Annotated in this window: 12 protein-coding genes and 1 tRNA gene; 1 reads left to right on the top strand and 12 read right to left on the bottom strand. The window is 66.5% G+C overall.

Features of this window, described 5'->3' with window-relative positions:
* Positions 1–50: 50 nt before the first annotated feature.
* From gltX to ilvD, 10 genes are all read right to left on the bottom strand, one after another.
* On the bottom strand, positions 51–1,586 hold the full coding sequence (gene gltX, locus H4W26_RS03350) for a glutamate--tRNA ligase (RefSeq protein WP_192590733.1): 1,536 nt from the start codon (positions 1,584–1,586) through the stop codon (positions 51–53).
* 8 nt (positions 1,587–1,594) lie between these two features.
* Positions 1,595–2,368, bottom strand: a complete 774-nt coding sequence (locus H4W26_RS03355; protein ID WP_192590734.1) for a fumarylacetoacetate hydrolase family protein — start codon at positions 2,366–2,368, stop codon at positions 1,595–1,597.
* Between the two features lie 49 nt (positions 2,369–2,417).
* Complete coding sequence (locus tag H4W26_RS03360; RefSeq protein WP_192590735.1) at positions 2,418–3,491, bottom strand: branched-chain amino acid aminotransferase; 1,074 nt, start codon at positions 3,489–3,491, stop codon at positions 2,418–2,420.
* Between the two features lie 81 nt (positions 3,492–3,572).
* Positions 3,573–4,646, bottom strand: a complete 1,074-nt coding sequence (locus H4W26_RS03365; RefSeq protein ID WP_192590736.1) for a 3-isopropylmalate dehydrogenase — start codon at positions 4,644–4,646, stop codon at positions 3,573–3,575.
* 76 nt (positions 4,647–4,722) lie between these two features.
* Positions 4,723–6,333 (bottom strand): methionine--tRNA ligase, encoded by a 1,611-nt coding sequence (gene metG / locus H4W26_RS03370; RefSeq protein ID WP_192590737.1) that lies wholly within the window; start codon positions 6,331–6,333, stop codon positions 4,723–4,725.
* A gap of 74 nt (positions 6,334–6,407) precedes the next feature.
* The gene (serA, locus tag H4W26_RS03375) at positions 6,408–8,003 is read right to left on the bottom strand and encodes a phosphoglycerate dehydrogenase (protein WP_192590738.1); all 1,596 of its coding nucleotides are present in this window, start codon (positions 8,001–8,003) and stop codon (positions 6,408–6,410) included.
* Between the two features lie 106 nt (positions 8,004–8,109).
* Positions 8,110–9,135 (bottom strand): ketol-acid reductoisomerase, encoded by a 1,026-nt coding sequence (ilvC, locus tag H4W26_RS03380; protein WP_192590739.1) that lies wholly within the window; start codon positions 9,133–9,135, stop codon positions 8,110–8,112.
* A 60-nt stretch (positions 9,136–9,195) separates the two neighbouring features.
* On the bottom strand, positions 9,196–9,729 hold the full coding sequence (gene ilvN / locus H4W26_RS03385) for an acetolactate synthase small subunit (protein ID WP_192590740.1): 534 nt from the start codon (positions 9,727–9,729) through the stop codon (positions 9,196–9,198).
* A gap of 3 nt (positions 9,730–9,732) precedes the next feature.
* A complete protein-coding gene (locus H4W26_RS03390; RefSeq protein ID WP_192590741.1) occupies positions 9,733–11,610 on the bottom strand; it encodes an acetolactate synthase large subunit in 1,878 nt (625 codons plus the stop codon).
* Between the two features lie 376 nt (positions 11,611–11,986).
* Positions 11,987–13,762, bottom strand: coding sequence for a dihydroxy-acid dehydratase (gene ilvD / locus H4W26_RS03395; protein ID WP_192590742.1), 1,776 nt, complete (start codon positions 13,760–13,762; stop codon positions 11,987–11,989).
* A 236-nt stretch (positions 13,763–13,998) separates the two neighbouring features.
* Between ilvD and H4W26_RS03400 the strand changes: the two genes are divergently transcribed.
* The gene (locus H4W26_RS03400) at positions 13,999–14,319 is read left to right on the top strand and encodes a CHY zinc finger protein (protein WP_192590743.1); all 321 of its coding nucleotides are present in this window, start codon (positions 13,999–14,001) and stop codon (positions 14,317–14,319) included.
* Positions 14,320–14,410: 91 nt separating this feature from the next.
* Here H4W26_RS03400 and H4W26_RS03405 read toward each other — a convergent pair whose 3' ends face one another.
* Both H4W26_RS03405 and H4W26_RS03410 read right to left on the bottom strand, forming a co-directional pair.
* The gene (locus H4W26_RS03405; RefSeq protein ID WP_225939800.1) at positions 14,411–14,986 is read right to left on the bottom strand and encodes an ANTAR domain-containing response regulator; all 576 of its coding nucleotides are present in this window, start codon (positions 14,984–14,986) and stop codon (positions 14,411–14,413) included.
* A 151-nt stretch (positions 14,987–15,137) separates the two neighbouring features.
* Positions 15,138–15,221 (bottom strand) — tRNA-Leu (locus H4W26_RS03410).
* Positions 15,222–15,256: the final 35 nt, after the last annotated feature.

Raw genomic sequence — 15,256 nt, forward strand, 5'->3', positions numbered from 1 at the left:
GCCCAAGCACAAAATCACCGGGGCACCACCAGTGCCAGCTGCAGCTCAGCTCACCCGCGCGCCGCCGCGAGTTCACGGAAGCGGCGCAGTCGGCTCAGCGAAGAGTCCCGACCCAGCAGCTCCATGGATTCGAACAGCGGCGGAGACACTCGACGTCCGGAGATCGCCGAGCGCACCGCGCCGAAGGCCTTGCGCGGCTTCAGCCCGAGTCCGTCGAGCAGCGCTTCGCGCAGCGCAGCCTCCACCGACTCGGTGGTCCACGCCTGCTCGTCCACCGACTCCAGGGCCGCGATGGAGGCATCGAGAGTCTCGAAGACCTGGTCCCCCAGACCGCTGAAAGCCTTGTCCTCGATCTGGAGCGCGGAGTCCTCCACGAAGAGGAAGCTCATCATGTCCGCTCCCTCATCCAGCAGCGCGATGCGCTCCTGGACCAGCGGGGCCGCGCCGTCGAGCATGGTGGCCTGCCGCTCATGCAGCGGCTCACCCACGAGCCCACGAGCCTGCAGGTAGGGCACCAGGCGGTCCCGGAAATCTGCGGACTCGAGGCGCCGGATATGAGTGCCGTTGATGGCTTCGGCCTTCTTCACGTCGAACCGTGCGGGATTCGCCAGCACGTCGGCGATGTCGAAGTGCTCGATGAGCTCCTCCACCGTGAAGATGTCCTCATCGGCGGAGAGCGACCAGCCCAGCAGCGCGAGGTAGTTCAGCAGACCCTCACGGATGAACCCTCGATCACGGTGATGGAAGAGGTTGGACTCCGGGTCCCGCTTGGAGAGCTTCTTGTTGCCCTCCCCCATGACGTAGGGCAGGTGGCCGAACACCGGAAGGTGCTTGGCCACGCCGACGGCGTGCAGCGCCCGGTACAGCGCCACCTGGCGCGGAGTCGAGGAGAGCAGGTCCTCGCCGCGCAGCACGTGAGTGATCTCCATGAGGGCGTCGTCCACCGGGTTGACCAGGGTGTAGAGCGGCTGGCCGTTGGCGCGGGCGACGACGAAGTCCGGCGTCGAGCCTGCGCCGAAGGTGATCTCTCCGCGCACCGCGTCGGTGAAGCTGATGTCCTCATCGGGCATCCTGAAGCGCAGCACCGGTTCGCGACCCTCGGCCCGGTAGGCCTCGATCTGGTCCTGGCTGAGCTCACGGTCGAACCCGTCGTAGCCGAGCTTCGGGTCCCGCCCTGCGGCGAGGTGGCGTTCCTCCACCTCCTGCGGGGTGGAGTACGCCTCGTAGACGAACCCGGCCTCCTGCAGCTTCTGCAGCACCTCGGCGTAGATCTCTCCGCGCTGGGACTGCCGGTAGGGCTCGTGTGGGCCCTCAGCCTCGGCTCCTTCGTCCCAGTCGATGCCCAGCCAGCGCAGCGCCTCCAGCAGCTGCTGGTAGGACTCCTCGGAGTCCCGTGCGGCATCGGTGTCCTCGATGCGGAAGATGAGCTTGCCGCCGGTGTGCCGGGCATAGGCCCAGTTGAACAGCGCGGTGCGGATCAGCCCCACGTGCGGCGTGCCGGTGGGTGAGGGGCAGAACCGGACGCGGACCTGAGTCTGCGGATCGACGGCGGGAATCTTGTCTGCGGGTGCAGCAGTGACAGTCATAGGGGGAATCAGTTCCTGAAGTGGTTGACGAGTGTGCCGATGCCTTCGATCTCCGCTTCAAAGCGGTCACCCGAGCTGAGCAGTCCGACGCCGGCGGGGGTGCCGGTGAGGATGACATCGCCTGGGAGCAGGGTGAAGGCCTGGGAGATGTAGGAGACCAGCTCGGCCACGCCGAAGATCATCTCCGAGGTGGAGCCGTCCTGGACGGTCTCGCCGTTGAGCCGGCCGGTGACCCGCAGGCCCTCCGTGTCCAGCTCGGTCTCGATCCACGGACCCAGAGGCGTGGAACCGTCGAAGCCCTTGGCGCGGGCCCACTGCCCGTCGGTGCGCTGGGCGTCGCGGGCGGTGAGGTCGTTGGCGACCGTGTAGCCGAAGATGACCTCATCGACCCGATCCACCGGCACGTCCTTGCAGATGCGACCGATGACCACGGCGAGTTCGGCCTCGTAGCTGATCTCCTCGGAGAAGGAGGGCAGCGTCACCGGCTCGTTCGGGCCGAGCACGGCGGTGTTGGGGATCATGAACAGCAGCGGGGAGACCGGGATCTCGCCGCCCATCTCGGCCACGTGGTCCGCGTAGTTCTTTCCCACTCCGATGACCTTGGAGCGGGGAATGATCGGCGCCACGAGGCGCACATCTTCGATCTTGTGGGTGGTCTCGGTCTGCTGGATGCCCTGATAGAAGGGATCTCCGGCCAGTCCGATGATGGTCTCTTCGCCCTCTTCCCCGGTGACAAGTCCGTAGGAAGGTTCGGCGTCCGTGACAAAACGTGCAATGCGCATGGACCAACTCTATCGTCCGTGCGCACTGCACGTTCCTGGAGGGTTCGGCTCAGGCGAGCTGGTGCATCCAGCCGTGGCGATCCTCGACCGTTCCGGTCTGGATGCCCAGCAGCTCCTCGCGGATCGAGGTGGTGACCTCGCCGGTTCCTGCGGAGGCGATGCTGCGGTCTCCGTCGACGAGTTCGCCGATCGGGGTGATGACCGCGGCGGTGCCGCAGGCGAAGGCTTCGGTGATGCTGCCATCGGCGATGCCCGCACCCCATTCGTCCAGGGTCACCCGACGTTCTTCCACGGCCATGCCGCGGTCCTTGGCCAGCTGGATGACCGAGGCGCGGGTGATGCCTTCCAGGATGGTGCCGGTGAGCTCGGGGGTGATGAGCCGGTTGTCGGCGGTCACCAGGAACACATTCATGCCGCCGAGCTCCTCGACGGCGTTCTCGCGGGTGGGGTCCAGGAAGAGCACCTGGTCGCAGCCCTGGGCGGTGGCCTGCTGCTGGGCCGCCAGCGATCCCGCGTAGTTGCCGCCGGTCTTGGCCGCGCCGGTGCCGCCGGGGGCGGCCCGGATGTAGTCACGGGTCACCCAGATGCGCACGGGCTTGAGCTCGCCGCCGAAGTAGTTCCCGGCCGGGGAGGCGATCACCCGGTAGGAGACCTCGCGGGCGGCGCGGACGCCGAGGAACGCCTCGGAGGCGAACATGAAGGGGCGCAGGTACAGCGCCTCGCCGTCGCCGTTGGGGACCCAGTCCCTGTCCGTCTGGACGAGCTCCTCCAGCGAGGCCACGAAGAGCTCCTCGGGCAGCTCGGGAAGCGCCATGCGCTGTGCGGAGCGGTTGAGCCGCCTGGCGTTCTCCAGGGGCCGGAACGTGTAGATGCCGCCGTCGTCGTGGCGGTAGGCCTTCATGCCCTCGAAGATCTCCTGGGCATAGTGCAGCACCGAGGCAGCGGGATCCAGCGCGATGGGTCCATAGGGCTCCACCCGCGGGTTGGCCCATCCACGCTCGGCGGTCCAGTCGATCACGGCCGTGTGGTCAGCGAAGCTGGTCCCGAATCCGGGGTTCGCGAGGATCTGCTCCAGTCGCGCAGCTGAGGTGGGATTCGGGTGGGCTGTGTGATCAAACTCCATGGTGACCTTTCAGATGACGAGCGATGAGAAGCTCGCGGGCAGAGATTAGGTCCTACTCTACGAGTTCTTCGCAGTGAGCGTTCAACCGCTCAGCCGCGCGACGAAGGCATCTCCGCGCTGGCTGGTGCTCAGTCCGGCGGCCCCCTCGGTGGCCCATTCGGTGAGCTGGCTCAACACCGCAGCCTCGATGCGCTCGGCAGCCTCGGACATCCCGAGGTGATCGAGCATGAGCGCGGCGGAGAGCACCGCAGCGGTGGGGTCAGCGATCTGCTTGCCTGCGATGTCGGGCGCGGAGCCGTGCACCGGTTCGAACATGGACGGCGCAGTGCCCGAGGTGTTGATGGACCCTGAGGATGCCAGGCCGATGCCGCCGGTGATGGCGGGCGCAAGGTCGGTGAGGATGTCACCGAAGAGGTTGTCCGTGACGATCACATCGAAGCGCTGCGGGTTGTTGACCATGTGGATGGTGGCCGCGTCCACATGCATGTAGTCCCAGCGAACGTCGGGGAAGGATTCCGCGACGGCCGCGGTCGTCCGTGTCCAGAGGTCACCGGAGTAGGTGAGCACGTTGTTCTTGTGCACGAGGGTCAGGTGCTTGTCGCGGGCCTGGGCTCGGGTGAAGGCGTCTTCGACCACGCGACGGACGCCGTAGGCGGTGTTGACCGAGACCTCGGTGGCGATCTCTGCGGTGGTGCCGCGGCGCAGCAGTCCACCGTTTCCGGCATAGGGTCCCTCGGTGCCCTCACGCACCACGACGAAGTCGATCGGGTGCTCGTCATCGACCCCGCGGAGCGGGGAGGTGACTCCGGGGAAGGACCGGGTGGGGCGCAGGTTCACGCAGTGATCGAGGTTGAAGCGCAGCCCCAGCAGCAGCTCGCGCTCGATGATGCCGGAGGGGACACGCGTGTCGAGCGGATCTGCTCCCACGGCGCCGAAGAGGATCGCGTCATGCTCGCGCAGCGCGTTGAGCGTCTCCTCGGTCAGGGTCTCCCCCGTGCTCAGCCAGTGGGCGGCACCCAGGGAGTACTCGGTGTAGTTCAGCCGGGCGCTCTCTCCGGCCACCGCGGCGTCGAGCACCTTGCGAGCCTCGGCGACGACCTCGGGTCCGATGCCGTCGCCACCGATTACTGCGATTTCAAATGTGTTCTCAGCCATAGCGTCACTTTATGCGCTGGATCCGAGCGGCACGAGAGGTTCAGTTCAGCCTCTCAGCATCTGAGATCGTGCGGGCTCAGTCCACCCGCTCCTCATGTCGCGGGAAGATCGGCGCCGGCTTCTCGATCGGGGTGCCCGGCACGAGCTCGGTCCCGAAGGCGGCGAAGCTGCGCGGGCCGGCTCCCGAGGCGTTGGTGGCCCCGGCATCTCCGGCCGCGGGGATGTTCAGCGCGTCCAGCAGCTTTGAGGCAGACTCCGGCATGACCGGCTGCACGAGCAGAGCGACCTTGCGCACCACCTCGGCGGTCACGAAGAGCACCGTGTTCATCCGCGAGAGGTCGGTCTTCTTGAGCTTCCACGGCTCCTGCTCCGCGAAGTAGGCGTTGGCCTCGCCGAGTGCGAACCAGGTCCGTTCCAGTGCGCGATGGAAGTCCTGCATCTCATAGGCGGTGCGGCTGATCTGAAGCAGCTCCTCGGCCTGGGCGAGGATCCGGCGGTCGGCGGCAGTGCGCTCTCCCGGCTGCGGGATCATGCCCCCGCAGTTCTTCACGATCATCGAGAGGGAGCGCTGTGCCAGGTTTCCGAGGTTGTTCGCCAGATCGGAGTTCTTGCGTCCGACGACGGCCTCATGGGTATACGAGCCGTCCTGGCCGAAGGGGAACTCGCGGAGCAGGAAGAACCGCACCGGGTCCAGACCGTACTCGGCCACCCAGTCGGCAGGGGCGACGACGTTGCCCACCGACTTCGACATCTTCTCTCCGGCGTTGTGCAGGAAGCCGTGGATCATCACCCGTCGGGGCAGCGGCAGGTCGGCGCTCATCAGGAAGGCCGGCCAGAAGATGCAGTGGAAGCGGGAGATGTCCTTGCCGATCACATGGACATCCGCTGGCCAGAACTTCTGGAAGCTCTCCGACTCGGTGTCAGGGAAGCCTACGCCGGTGATGTAGTTCGTGAGCGCGTCCACCCAGACGTACATCACGTGATCGAGATCGGTCTCCGGTGCGGTGAGGTCCTTCGGCACGGGGACGCCCCAGTCGAAGGTGGTCCGGGAGATGGAGAGGTCATCGAGGCCGGATTCGACGAAGCGGATCACCTCGTTGAAGCGGCTGCGCGGGCCCCCGAAGTCTGGGTTGGCGGCGAAGAAGTCCAGCAGCGGCTGCTGGTACTTCGAAAGCCGGAAGAAGTAGGACTCCTCCTCCGTCCAGGTCACCGGGGTTCCGGTCTCGGTGGCGTAGCGCTCGCCATCGGCGCGGACCTCGGTCTCGTCGGCGGTGAAGAAGCGTTCATCGCGCACCGAGTACCAGCCGGCGTACTTGTCCAGGTAGATGTCTCCGGCCTCGACCATGCGGCGCCAGATGGCGGTGGAGGCGGCATAGTGGTCTTCATCGGTGGTGCGGATGAATCGGTCGTAGGAGACGCCTAAGACCTCGTCGTCCACCCGCTTGAACTCGGCGGAGTTGCGGGTCGCGAGCTCTCGGGGAGCGATCCCCTCCTTCTCCGCGGACTGCTGCATCTTCTGCCCGTGCTCATCGGTGCCGGTGAGGAAGTACGTGTCGTATCCGTCGAGACGCTTGAAGCGTGCCATCGCGTCGGAGGCGATGTACTCATAGGCGTGCCCGATATGAGGGGTCCCGTTCGGGTACGAGATCGCAGTGGTGATGTAGTACGAGGGCTGGGAAGAAGTCACCTTAGGAATTTACCTCACGCTGTTCCGGGCTGCCGAGCCCGGTCGCGGGATCACGCCGGGAAGCGCCGCTGGTCTCAGTCCTCAAGATCGACCTCGGCGGCCATGTTCGCCTCAACCTCGGCGCAGATCGCGTCGAGCACCCCGGTGGGCAGGGCGGCGTCGATGGCCAGCACTGCCAGCGCGCGGCCGGCCTTGGTGTTCTGCGAGACCTGCATCCCCGCGATGTTGACCTGGTGCTCCCCCAGGATCCGGCCCAGTGCGCCGACCACTCCGGGGCGGTCCGCGTATTCCAGCACGACCAGGTGTTCGGTGAGTGCGATCTCGAGGTCGTAGCCGTTGATGCCGACGATCTTCTGGATCTGCTTGGGCCCGGTGAGGGTGCCGCGGACCTCGAGGTTGGTGCCGGAGCTGGTGGCCCCGCGCACGGTGAGCGCATTGCGGTAGTCCTCCACCTCGGTGGTGGTGGTCAGCCGGGTGGAGATGCCGCGCTGCTCGGCCAGCACCGGGGCGTTGACATAGGAGACCTGCTCGGAGACCACATCGGTGAACAGGCCCTTGAGCGCCGCGAGCTGCAGCGCGGAGACGTTGAGCTCGGCGATCTCGCCGGCGGCCTCGGTCTCGATGTCTGTGAAGGCGTCGGTGGCCAGGGCGTTGAGCACGCGGCCGAGCTTCTCGATCAGCGGGATGCCCGGGCGGACCAGCTCATCGATGGCGCCTCCTGCGACGTTGACCGCGTCGGGGACCAGCTCGCCGGCCAGCGCCAGGCGCACCGACTTCGCCACCGAGACGCCTGCCTTCTCCTGAGCCTCGGCGGTGGAGGCGCCCAGGTGCGGGGTGACGACCACGTTCTCTCGGGTGAAGAAGGGAAGGTCGGTGGAGGGCTCCGCGGCGAAGACATCGACGGCGGCGCCGCCGATGCTGCCCTCGGCCAGGGCCTTCTCCAGGTCAGCCTCATCGATCAGTCCGCCGCGAGCGACGTTGACCACGAACGCGGTGTCCTTCATCTTGGCGAAGGACTCGGTGTTGAGCATGCCGAGGGTCTCGGGGGTCTTGGGCATGTGGATGGTGATCACGTCAGACTTCGCGTAGAGCTCATCCAGGCTGACCAGCTGCGCACCGAGCTGGTGAGCGCGTGCCGAGGTGACGTAGGGGTCATAGGCGATGATGTCCATATCGAAGGCCTTCATCCGCTCGGCGACCAGTCCACCGATGCGGCCCAGGCCGATCACGCCGAGGGTCTTGTCGGCAAGCTCGAGGCCTGAGTACTTCGAGCGCTTCCACTGTCCCTCGCGCAGCGCCTGGTGGGCCGGAGAGATGTTGCGGGCCAGGCCCAGGATGTGCGCGCAGGTGAGCTCTGCGGCGGAGATGATGTTCGAGGTGGGAGCGTTGACCACCATGACGCCGGCGGCGGTGGCCGCCTTGATGTCGACGTTGTCCAGACCCACGCCGGCCCGGGCGACGACCTTGAGCTGCTTGGCGTGGGAGAGCGTCTCGGCGTCGACCTGGGTGGCGGAGCGCACCATCAGCGCGTCCGCGTCGGCGAGATCAGCGAAGAGCCGCTGCCGGTCGGTGCCGTCGGACTGACGGATCTCGAAATCCGGACCGAGTGCCTCGACGGTGGCGGGTGAGAGTTCCTCGGCAAGTACGACGACGGGGCGGTGAGTGCTCACTATGTCCTTCTTTTCTGGGCGCTTCGTGGGGTGGCTTGGGGTGTGGTGCACGCAAAGACGGTGAGCGGGGTGGGCCGCGATGGCCCGCCCCGCTCACCGTGATGATTCATCGAGCGGTGGAACCCTCGGTGTAGTCATCATCCTGCGGGATCCAGGAGAAGAGCTTGCGCAGCTCGCGCCCGGTGGACTCGATCGGGTGCGATTCGTTCTTCTTGCGGAGTTCGTTGAACTCCTTGCCGCCGTCGCGCTGGTCATCCATGAAGCGCTTCGCGAAGGCACCGGACTGGATGTCGGCGAGAACTGCCTTCATGTTCTCCTTGACCTCCGGGGAGATCACGCGCGGACCGGAGACGTAGTCGCCGAACTCTGCGGTGTCGGAGATGGACCAGCGCTGCTTGGTCAGGCCACCCTCGACCATCAGGTCCACGATGAGCTTGAGCTCGTGGAGCACCTCGAAGTAGGCGATCTCGGGCTTGTAGCCGGCCTCGGTGAGGGTCTCGAAGCCGTACTGCACCAGCTGGGAGGCGCCGCCGCAGAGGACTGCCTGCTCGCCGAAGAGGTCGGTCTCGGTCTCTTCGGTGAATGTGGTCTCGATGACGCCGGCGCGGGTGCCGCCGATGCCCTTGGCGTAGGCCAGCGCGATCGACTTGGCCTGACCCGAGGGGTCCTGCTCCACGGCGATCAGTGCCGGCACGCCGCGGCCTGCCTCGTATTCACGGCGCACCACGTGACCCGGTCCCTTGGGAGCGACCATGGCCACGCCGACCTCGGTCGGAGCCTCGATGTAGCCGAAGCGGATGTTGAAGCCGTGGGAGAACAGCAGCGTGTTCCCGGAGGTCAGGTGCGGTGCGATCTCGGAGGAGTAGACCTCGGCCTGGTGCTGGTCCGGGACCAGGATCATGATGACGTCGGCCTCGGCGGAGGCCTCGGCCACGGTCTTCACGGTCAGGCCCTGCTCCTCGGCCTTGGCCTTGGAGCTGGATCCGGCTTTCAGGCCGACGACGACGTCGACGCCCGAGTCCCGCAGGGACAGCGCGTGGGCATGGCCCTGCGATCCGTAGCCGATGACAGCGACCTTCTTGCCGCTGAGCACGGACAGGTCGGCGTCGTCGTCGTAATAGAGATCAGTCACAGTGAGGTCTCCTCAAGTTGAAGATGGGTGGTTGTCAGGTCGGTGTTCTTCAAGCCATGTTCAGCGCAGGGCTCTGTCCGTCATGGACTTCGCGCCGCGGGAGATCCCGAGCGTGCCGGATCGCACGATCTCGCGGACCCCGAAGGGCTCCAGGACGTCCAGAAGGGCGTTGAGCTTGTCAGGCGCGCCGGTGGCCTCAACGGTGAGTGAGTCCACGGAGACGTCCACGATCTTGGCGCGGAAGAGCTCGACGGCCTGGGTGACCTGCAGACGGGTGGGCGAGTCAGCCTTGACCTTGATCAGCAGGTGTTCGCGCTGGACCGAGTTCTCCGGTGCCAGCTCGATGATCTTGATGACATTGATCAGCTTGTTCAGCTGTTTAGTGATCTGCTCCAGCAGCACCGAGTCGGCATGCACCACGATGGTGATCCGGCTCAGTCCGGGCAGCTCGGAGGGTCCCACGGCCAGCGAGTGGATGTTGAACGCGCGGCGGGCGAAGAGTCCGGAGACCTTGGTCAGCACGCCGGGGACGTCCTCCACCAGCACCGAGAGAGTGCGTGGCTGGGCGGCCGAGGCGATGTCAGTGGTGGCCATGCTCTACTCCTCCTCGTCCCATTCCGGGGTCAGGTTGTGGGCGAACTGGATGTCGCTGTTGGAGACCCCGGCGGGGACCATCGGCCACACCATGGAATCACGGGAGACCACGAAGTCCACGACCACGGGACGGTCGTTGATGGACATCGCCTCGGCGATCACGGCGTCGATGTCCTCGGGCTTGTCGCAGCGCAGTCCCACGCAGCCATAGGCCTCGGCGAGCTTGAGGAAGTCGGGGATGCGCACGACCTCTCCCCCGGCGGCGGTCTGCGAGGTGTTCAGGTGGGTGTTGGAGTAGCGGGACTCGTAGAACAGCGTCTGCCACTGGCGCACCATGCCCAGCGAGGAGTTGTTGATGATCGCGACCTTGATCGGGATCTTGTTGATCGCGCAGGTGGCGAGCTCCTGGTTGGTCATCTGGAAGCAGCCGTCACCGTCGATGGCCCAGACCACCCGGTCGGGATTGCCGACCTGAGCGCCCATGGCGGCGGGCACCGCGTAGCCCATGGTGCCCAGTCCGCCGGAGTTCAGCCACTGGCGGGGGCGCTCGTACTTGACGAACTGTGAGGACCACATCTGGTGCTGTCCGACCCCGGCCACGTAGACGGCCTCGGGGCCCGCGGCCTGGTTGATCTTCTCGATCACCTGCTGGGGCGCGATCTGCCCGTCCTCGGGGGCGGTGTAGCCCAGCGGGTAGGTCTCGCGGAAGTGATTCAGCTGCTTCCACCAGGCGGTGAGATCGGTGCGGCCGTGCTTGGCGACCAGGGCGTCGAAGGCCGTGGTCAGCTCGGGCACGATCTCCTTGAGCGAGCCCACGATCGGCACATCGGCCGCGCGGTTCTTCGAGATCTCGGCCGGGTCGATGTCGGCGTGGATGACCTTGGCATCCGGCGCGAAGCTCTCCAGCTGCCCGGTGACCCGGTCATCGAAGCGCGCCCCGAGGGTGATCAGCAGGTCGGAGCGCTGCAGCGCGGCGACGGCGGAGACCGTGCCATGCATGCCGGGCATGCCCAGGTTCTGCTGGTGCGAGTCCGGGAAGGCACCGCGGGCCATCAGCGTGTTGACCACGGGTGCGCCCACGGTCTCCGCCAGCGCGTGGAACTCTGCGGAGGCCTCGGCCTTGATCATGCCGCCACCGATGTAGAACACCGGTCGGGAGGCACCCTGGATGAGCTTCGCGGCCTCGCGGATCTGCTTGGAATGACCGCGCGTGACCGGGCGGTACCCGTTGAGCTCGATCTTCGGGGGCCAGGAGAAGGTCGTCTGCGCCGCCTGTGCCGATTTGGTGATGTCCACCAGCACCGGGCCGGGCCGGCCTGTCGAGGCCAGGTGGAAGGCCTCTGCCATCACGCGAGGGATCTGGTCGGCGTCGGTGACGAGGTAGGAGTGCTTCGTGATCGGCGTGGAGATGCCGACGATGTCGGCTTCCTGGAAGGCGTCGGTGCCGATGACCGACGCGTTGACCTGTCCGGTGATCGCGACCATGGGGACCGAGTCCATATGGGCGTCTGCCAGCGGGGTCACCAGGTTCGTGGCGCCGGGGCCGGAGGTGGCGAAGCAGACGCCCACCTGACCGGTGACCATGGCGTATCCCTGAGCGGCGTGTCCGCCACCCTGCTCATGGCGCACCAAAATGTGGTTGATCTGTTCGGAGTCCATCAGCGGGTCATAGGTGGGCAGGATCGCGCCACCGGGGATGCCGAAGACGTCTGTCACACCCAGCTCTTCGAGGCTGCGAATGATCGACTGGGAGCCCGTGACCGCTACCGGCTCCACCGTGCGGCCGGGGCCGTAGAGTCGCTGATCGGCGGAGGTTCCAGCGGCGCTGCTGGTGGCTTTCGAGCTCAGCAGCGCTGGGCTCGTGGCTGTCAGATTGCTCATCTTTTCCTCAGTCTCTGGTTCCCGAATTGCTGGTCCAAGAAGTCTCTGGTCCGTGGAGGATCCACTCCGGTCAAGAGAAAACCCCGGCTGATAAGCCTCTGTGGGGCTCTCTGCCGGGGTGAGCGTCTGCGTCAGCTCCAGTTCAGCCGTTCGGCAACCCCGTGCGGGGCTTTCGAGTGACCAAGCTGGGGCGTGTGGATCACTCCACACTTCCCCCGGCGGCGGTTACGGGTACTACCGCTAGTAGTTGACGCATGGCGTCCATGCTTCCGTGGCCTGTGATCCGTGTCAACATCCGCTATGCCCGTCTCACATGGTGGAAGACCTCGGTGTGATGCGGCGGCCCGACAGCGGGCCGCCGCACCGTGGCAGCGAATCAGCCGCAGTAGGCACCTTCGGCGGCGGAGCGCACCAGCTTGGCGTACTTGCCGAGGACTCCGGTGGTGATGAAGGGAGGCAGCGGGGTCCAGTCCTGCTGCCGGGCCGCGAACTCGCCCGGATCCACCACCAGGTCGATGGTGCGTCCGGCGATGTCCACCCGGATGGTGTCCCCGTCGGCCACGAACGCGATCGGCCCGCCGTCGACGGCCTCGGGGGCGATATGGCCGATGCACAGACCGGTGGTGCCTCCGGAGAAGCGGCCATCGGTGATCAGCAGCACGTCCTTGCCCAGGCCTGCACCCTTGATCGCCCCGGTGATGGCGAGCATCTCGCGCATGCCCGGTCCACCCTTGGGACCCTCGTAGCGGATGACGACGACGTCGCCGGCCTGGATCCGACCTTCCTCCAGGGCCTTGAGCGCCTGCTGCTCGCGTTCGAACACGCGGGCCGTGCCTTCGAAGACCTCGGCGTCGAAGCCGGCGGACTTCACCACGGCACCCTCAGGGGCCAGCGAGCCCGACAGCACCGCGATCCCGCCGTTGTGGTGCATGGGGTTGTTCAGGGCTCGGATGATCTTGCCGTCGATGTCAGGCGGATTGATCGCTTCGAGGTTCTCGGCCACGGTCTTGCCGGTCACGGTGAGCGCGTCGCCGTGAAGCAGGCCGGCATCGAGCAGCGCGCGCATCACCACGGGCACTCCCCCGACGCGGTCGACGTCGGTCATCACGTACTGGCCGAAGGGCTTGAGATCGCCCAGGTGCGGGATCTTGTCCCCGATGCGGTTGAAGTCCTCCAGCTTGAGCTCCACCCCGGCTTCACGGGCGATGGCCAGCAGGTGCAGCACGGCGTTGGTGGACCCGCCGAAGGCCATGGTGACCGCGATGGCGTTCTCGAAGGCCTTCAGGGTCAGGATGTCGCGGGTGGTGATGCCCTTGCGGAGCAGCTCCACCACGGCCTCGCCGGACTTGTGGGCGTAGTGGTCACGGCGGCGATCGGCCGACGGCGGGGCGGCCGAGCCGGGCAGCGACATGCCCAGCGCCTCCCCGATGCAGGCCATGGTGTTGGCGGTGTACATGCCGCCACAGGCACCCTCGCCCGGGCAGATGGCGCGTTCGATGACGTCGAGGTCAGCCTCGCTGATGGTGCCGCGGGCGCAGGCCCCGACACCTTCGAAGGCATCGATGAGCGTGACCTGCTTCTCGCTGCCGTCGGCGAAGCGGGCCACACCGGGCATGATCGAGCCGGCGTAGAGGAACACGCTGGCCAGGTCCAGCCGGGCCGCGGCCATGAGCATGCCGGGAAGGGACTTGTCACAGCCGGCGAGCAGCACGGAGCCGTCCAGGCGCTCGGCCTGGATGACGGTCTCCACGGAGTCGGCGATGACCTCGCGGGAGACCAGCGAGTAGTGCATGCCTTCGTGGCCCATGGAGATGCCGTCGGAGACGGAGATGGTGCCGAACTCCAGCGGGTAGCCGCCGCCGGAGTGGACGCCTTCCTTGGAGGCCTTGGCCAGGCGGTCCAGGGAGAGATTGCAGGGAGTGATCTCGTTCCAAGAGCTGGCGATCCCGATCTGTGCCTTCGAGAAGTCCTCGTCCCCCATGCCGACGGCGCGGAGCATGCCGCGAGCTGGAGCACGGGTGTAGCCGTCGGTGACTTCCCAGCTTCGCGGCTTCTCCGGACTCGACGGTCCGGTCACGGCGACGGGAGGGGTGAAGGGTGCGGTGCCCTCGGACGTGCTCTTCTGGGTGCTCTGCGCAGTCGGCTCAACCATGCTCTGAATTCTATGCCTGAGAACGTGTCCCAACGCACCCGCATCGCCACTCGTCTCACCATGCAGAATTCCACTGGGGTGGAGGGATGCTGGATCTCCCCTGCGCTGAGCGACGGCGCCCCATCCCATTGAGCGGCGGATTCTCCGTACATCGAAGGCCAGAAACCGCATGAGATGCCCGGAGAATCCGCCGCTCAACGGGGGTTGGGAGCCAGGGGTCGGATAGCCTCGGGGGCATGGAAGAGCCTCAGGTCCGCGGCGCCGCGGTGGACGATCAGACCCGCTGCCGGCATTACGCCGGGCCGCTGGACGTCGTCGCGATCAGGTTCTTCTGCTGCGACCGCTGGTATCCCTGCCTGACGTGTCACCAGGAGTCCGAGGAGCATGCGATCAGCCGCTGGCCGCTCGAGCGCCGGGCCGAGCTCGCGCTGCTCTGCGGGGTCTGCCGCCGCCGGTTCAGCATCGAGGAGTACCTCCTCGCTGACGCGTGCGCCCAGTGTTCGGCACCGTTCAACCCGGGCTGCGCAGCCCACCACCAGTTCTATTTCGAGACCTGAACCCATCCCATGCGTTGAGGGGCGGATTCTCCGAGCATATGAGGCCGAAAACGGCCTCAAGTAGTCGGAGAATCCGCCCCTCAACGGGGAGCTACTTCAGGTAGGGCGGGGAGTCTGTCATCTGATCGACGACGGTCTCGGCGACCTCACGCATGGAGAGGCGACGGTCCATGGAGGTCTTCTGGATCCAGCGGAAAGCCTCCGGCTCGGTCAGGCCCATCTTGGTGGTGAGCAGTGACTTGGCCCGCTCCACCAGCTTGCGCGTCTCGAACTTGTCCGCGAGCGAGGTGACCTCGTCCTCCAGAGCGCGGATCTCGTCGAAGCGTGCCATGGCCACCTCGACCGCGGGGACCAGGTCATTCTCTGTGAAGGGCTTGACCACATAGGCCATGGCGCCAGCTTCCCGCGCAGATTCGACGAGGTCACGCTGGGAGAAGGCAGTCAGCATCACCACAGGGGCGATCCGCTCCTCCGCGATGATCTTGGCGGCAGTGATGCCGTCCATGATCGGCATCTTGACGTCCATCACGACGAGGTCCGGCTCGGTCTCCCGGGCGAGCTCCACGGCACGTTCGCCGTTGTCCGCCTCGCCGACGACCTCATAGCCCGCCCCGCCGAGGATCTCGACGATGTCCAGTCGGATGAGTGTCTCGTCCTCGGCGACCAGGACTCGCCGCGGCGCGTCACCGTGCTGCGTCTCCTGGGCGGCCGCCGCAGCGGTCGCAGGTGTGGCGTCGGTGGATGATTCCTCGGAGGCACCAGCGCCGCCGGACTGAGTCTGTTCGCTCACCGTTCTCCTTCTGGTCCCTTGTCGATCGTGGTGCCCGAAGTGGGACTCGAACCCACACACCAGTGGTACCGCATTTTGAGTGCGGCGCGTCTACCGATTCCGCCATTCGGGCTGTGCTGAGTCGGTCGGTCCCGGACTCAGCGATGC

Source organism: Nesterenkonia halotolerans (genome assembly GCF_014874065.1).
Lineage (GTDB): Bacteria > Actinomycetota > Actinomycetes > Actinomycetales > Micrococcaceae > Nesterenkonia > Nesterenkonia halotolerans.

Excerpts from the sequence above, each read along its gene's own strand:
- gltX (WP_192590733.1), bottom strand. The coding sequence starts at position 1,586 with ATGACTGTCACTGCTGCACCCGCAGACAAGATTCCCGCCGTCGATCCG.
- H4W26_RS03355 (WP_192590734.1), bottom strand. The coding sequence starts at position 2,368 with ATGCGCATTGCACGTTTTGTCACGGACGCCGAACCTTCCTACGGACTT.
- H4W26_RS03390 (WP_192590741.1), bottom strand. The coding sequence starts at position 11,610 with ATGAGCAATCTGACAGCCACGAGCCCAGCGCTGCTGAGCTCGAAAGCC.
- ilvN (WP_192590740.1), bottom strand. The coding sequence starts at position 9,729 with ATGGCCACCACTGACATCGCCTCGGCCGCCCAGCCACGCACTCTCTCG.
- H4W26_RS03360 (WP_192590735.1), bottom strand. The coding sequence starts at position 3,491 with ATGGAGTTTGATCACACAGCCCACCCGAATCCCACCTCAGCTGCGCGA.
- ilvD (WP_192590742.1), bottom strand. The coding sequence starts at position 13,762 with ATGGTTGAGCCGACTGCGCAGAGCACCCAGAAGAGCACGTCCGAGGGC.
- H4W26_RS03400 (WP_192590743.1), top strand. The coding sequence starts at position 13,999 with ATGGAAGAGCCTCAGGTCCGCGGCGCCGCGGTGGACGATCAGACCCGC.
- H4W26_RS03365 (WP_192590736.1), bottom strand. The coding sequence starts at position 4,646 with ATGGCTGAGAACACATTTGAAATCGCAGTAATCGGTGGCGACGGCATC.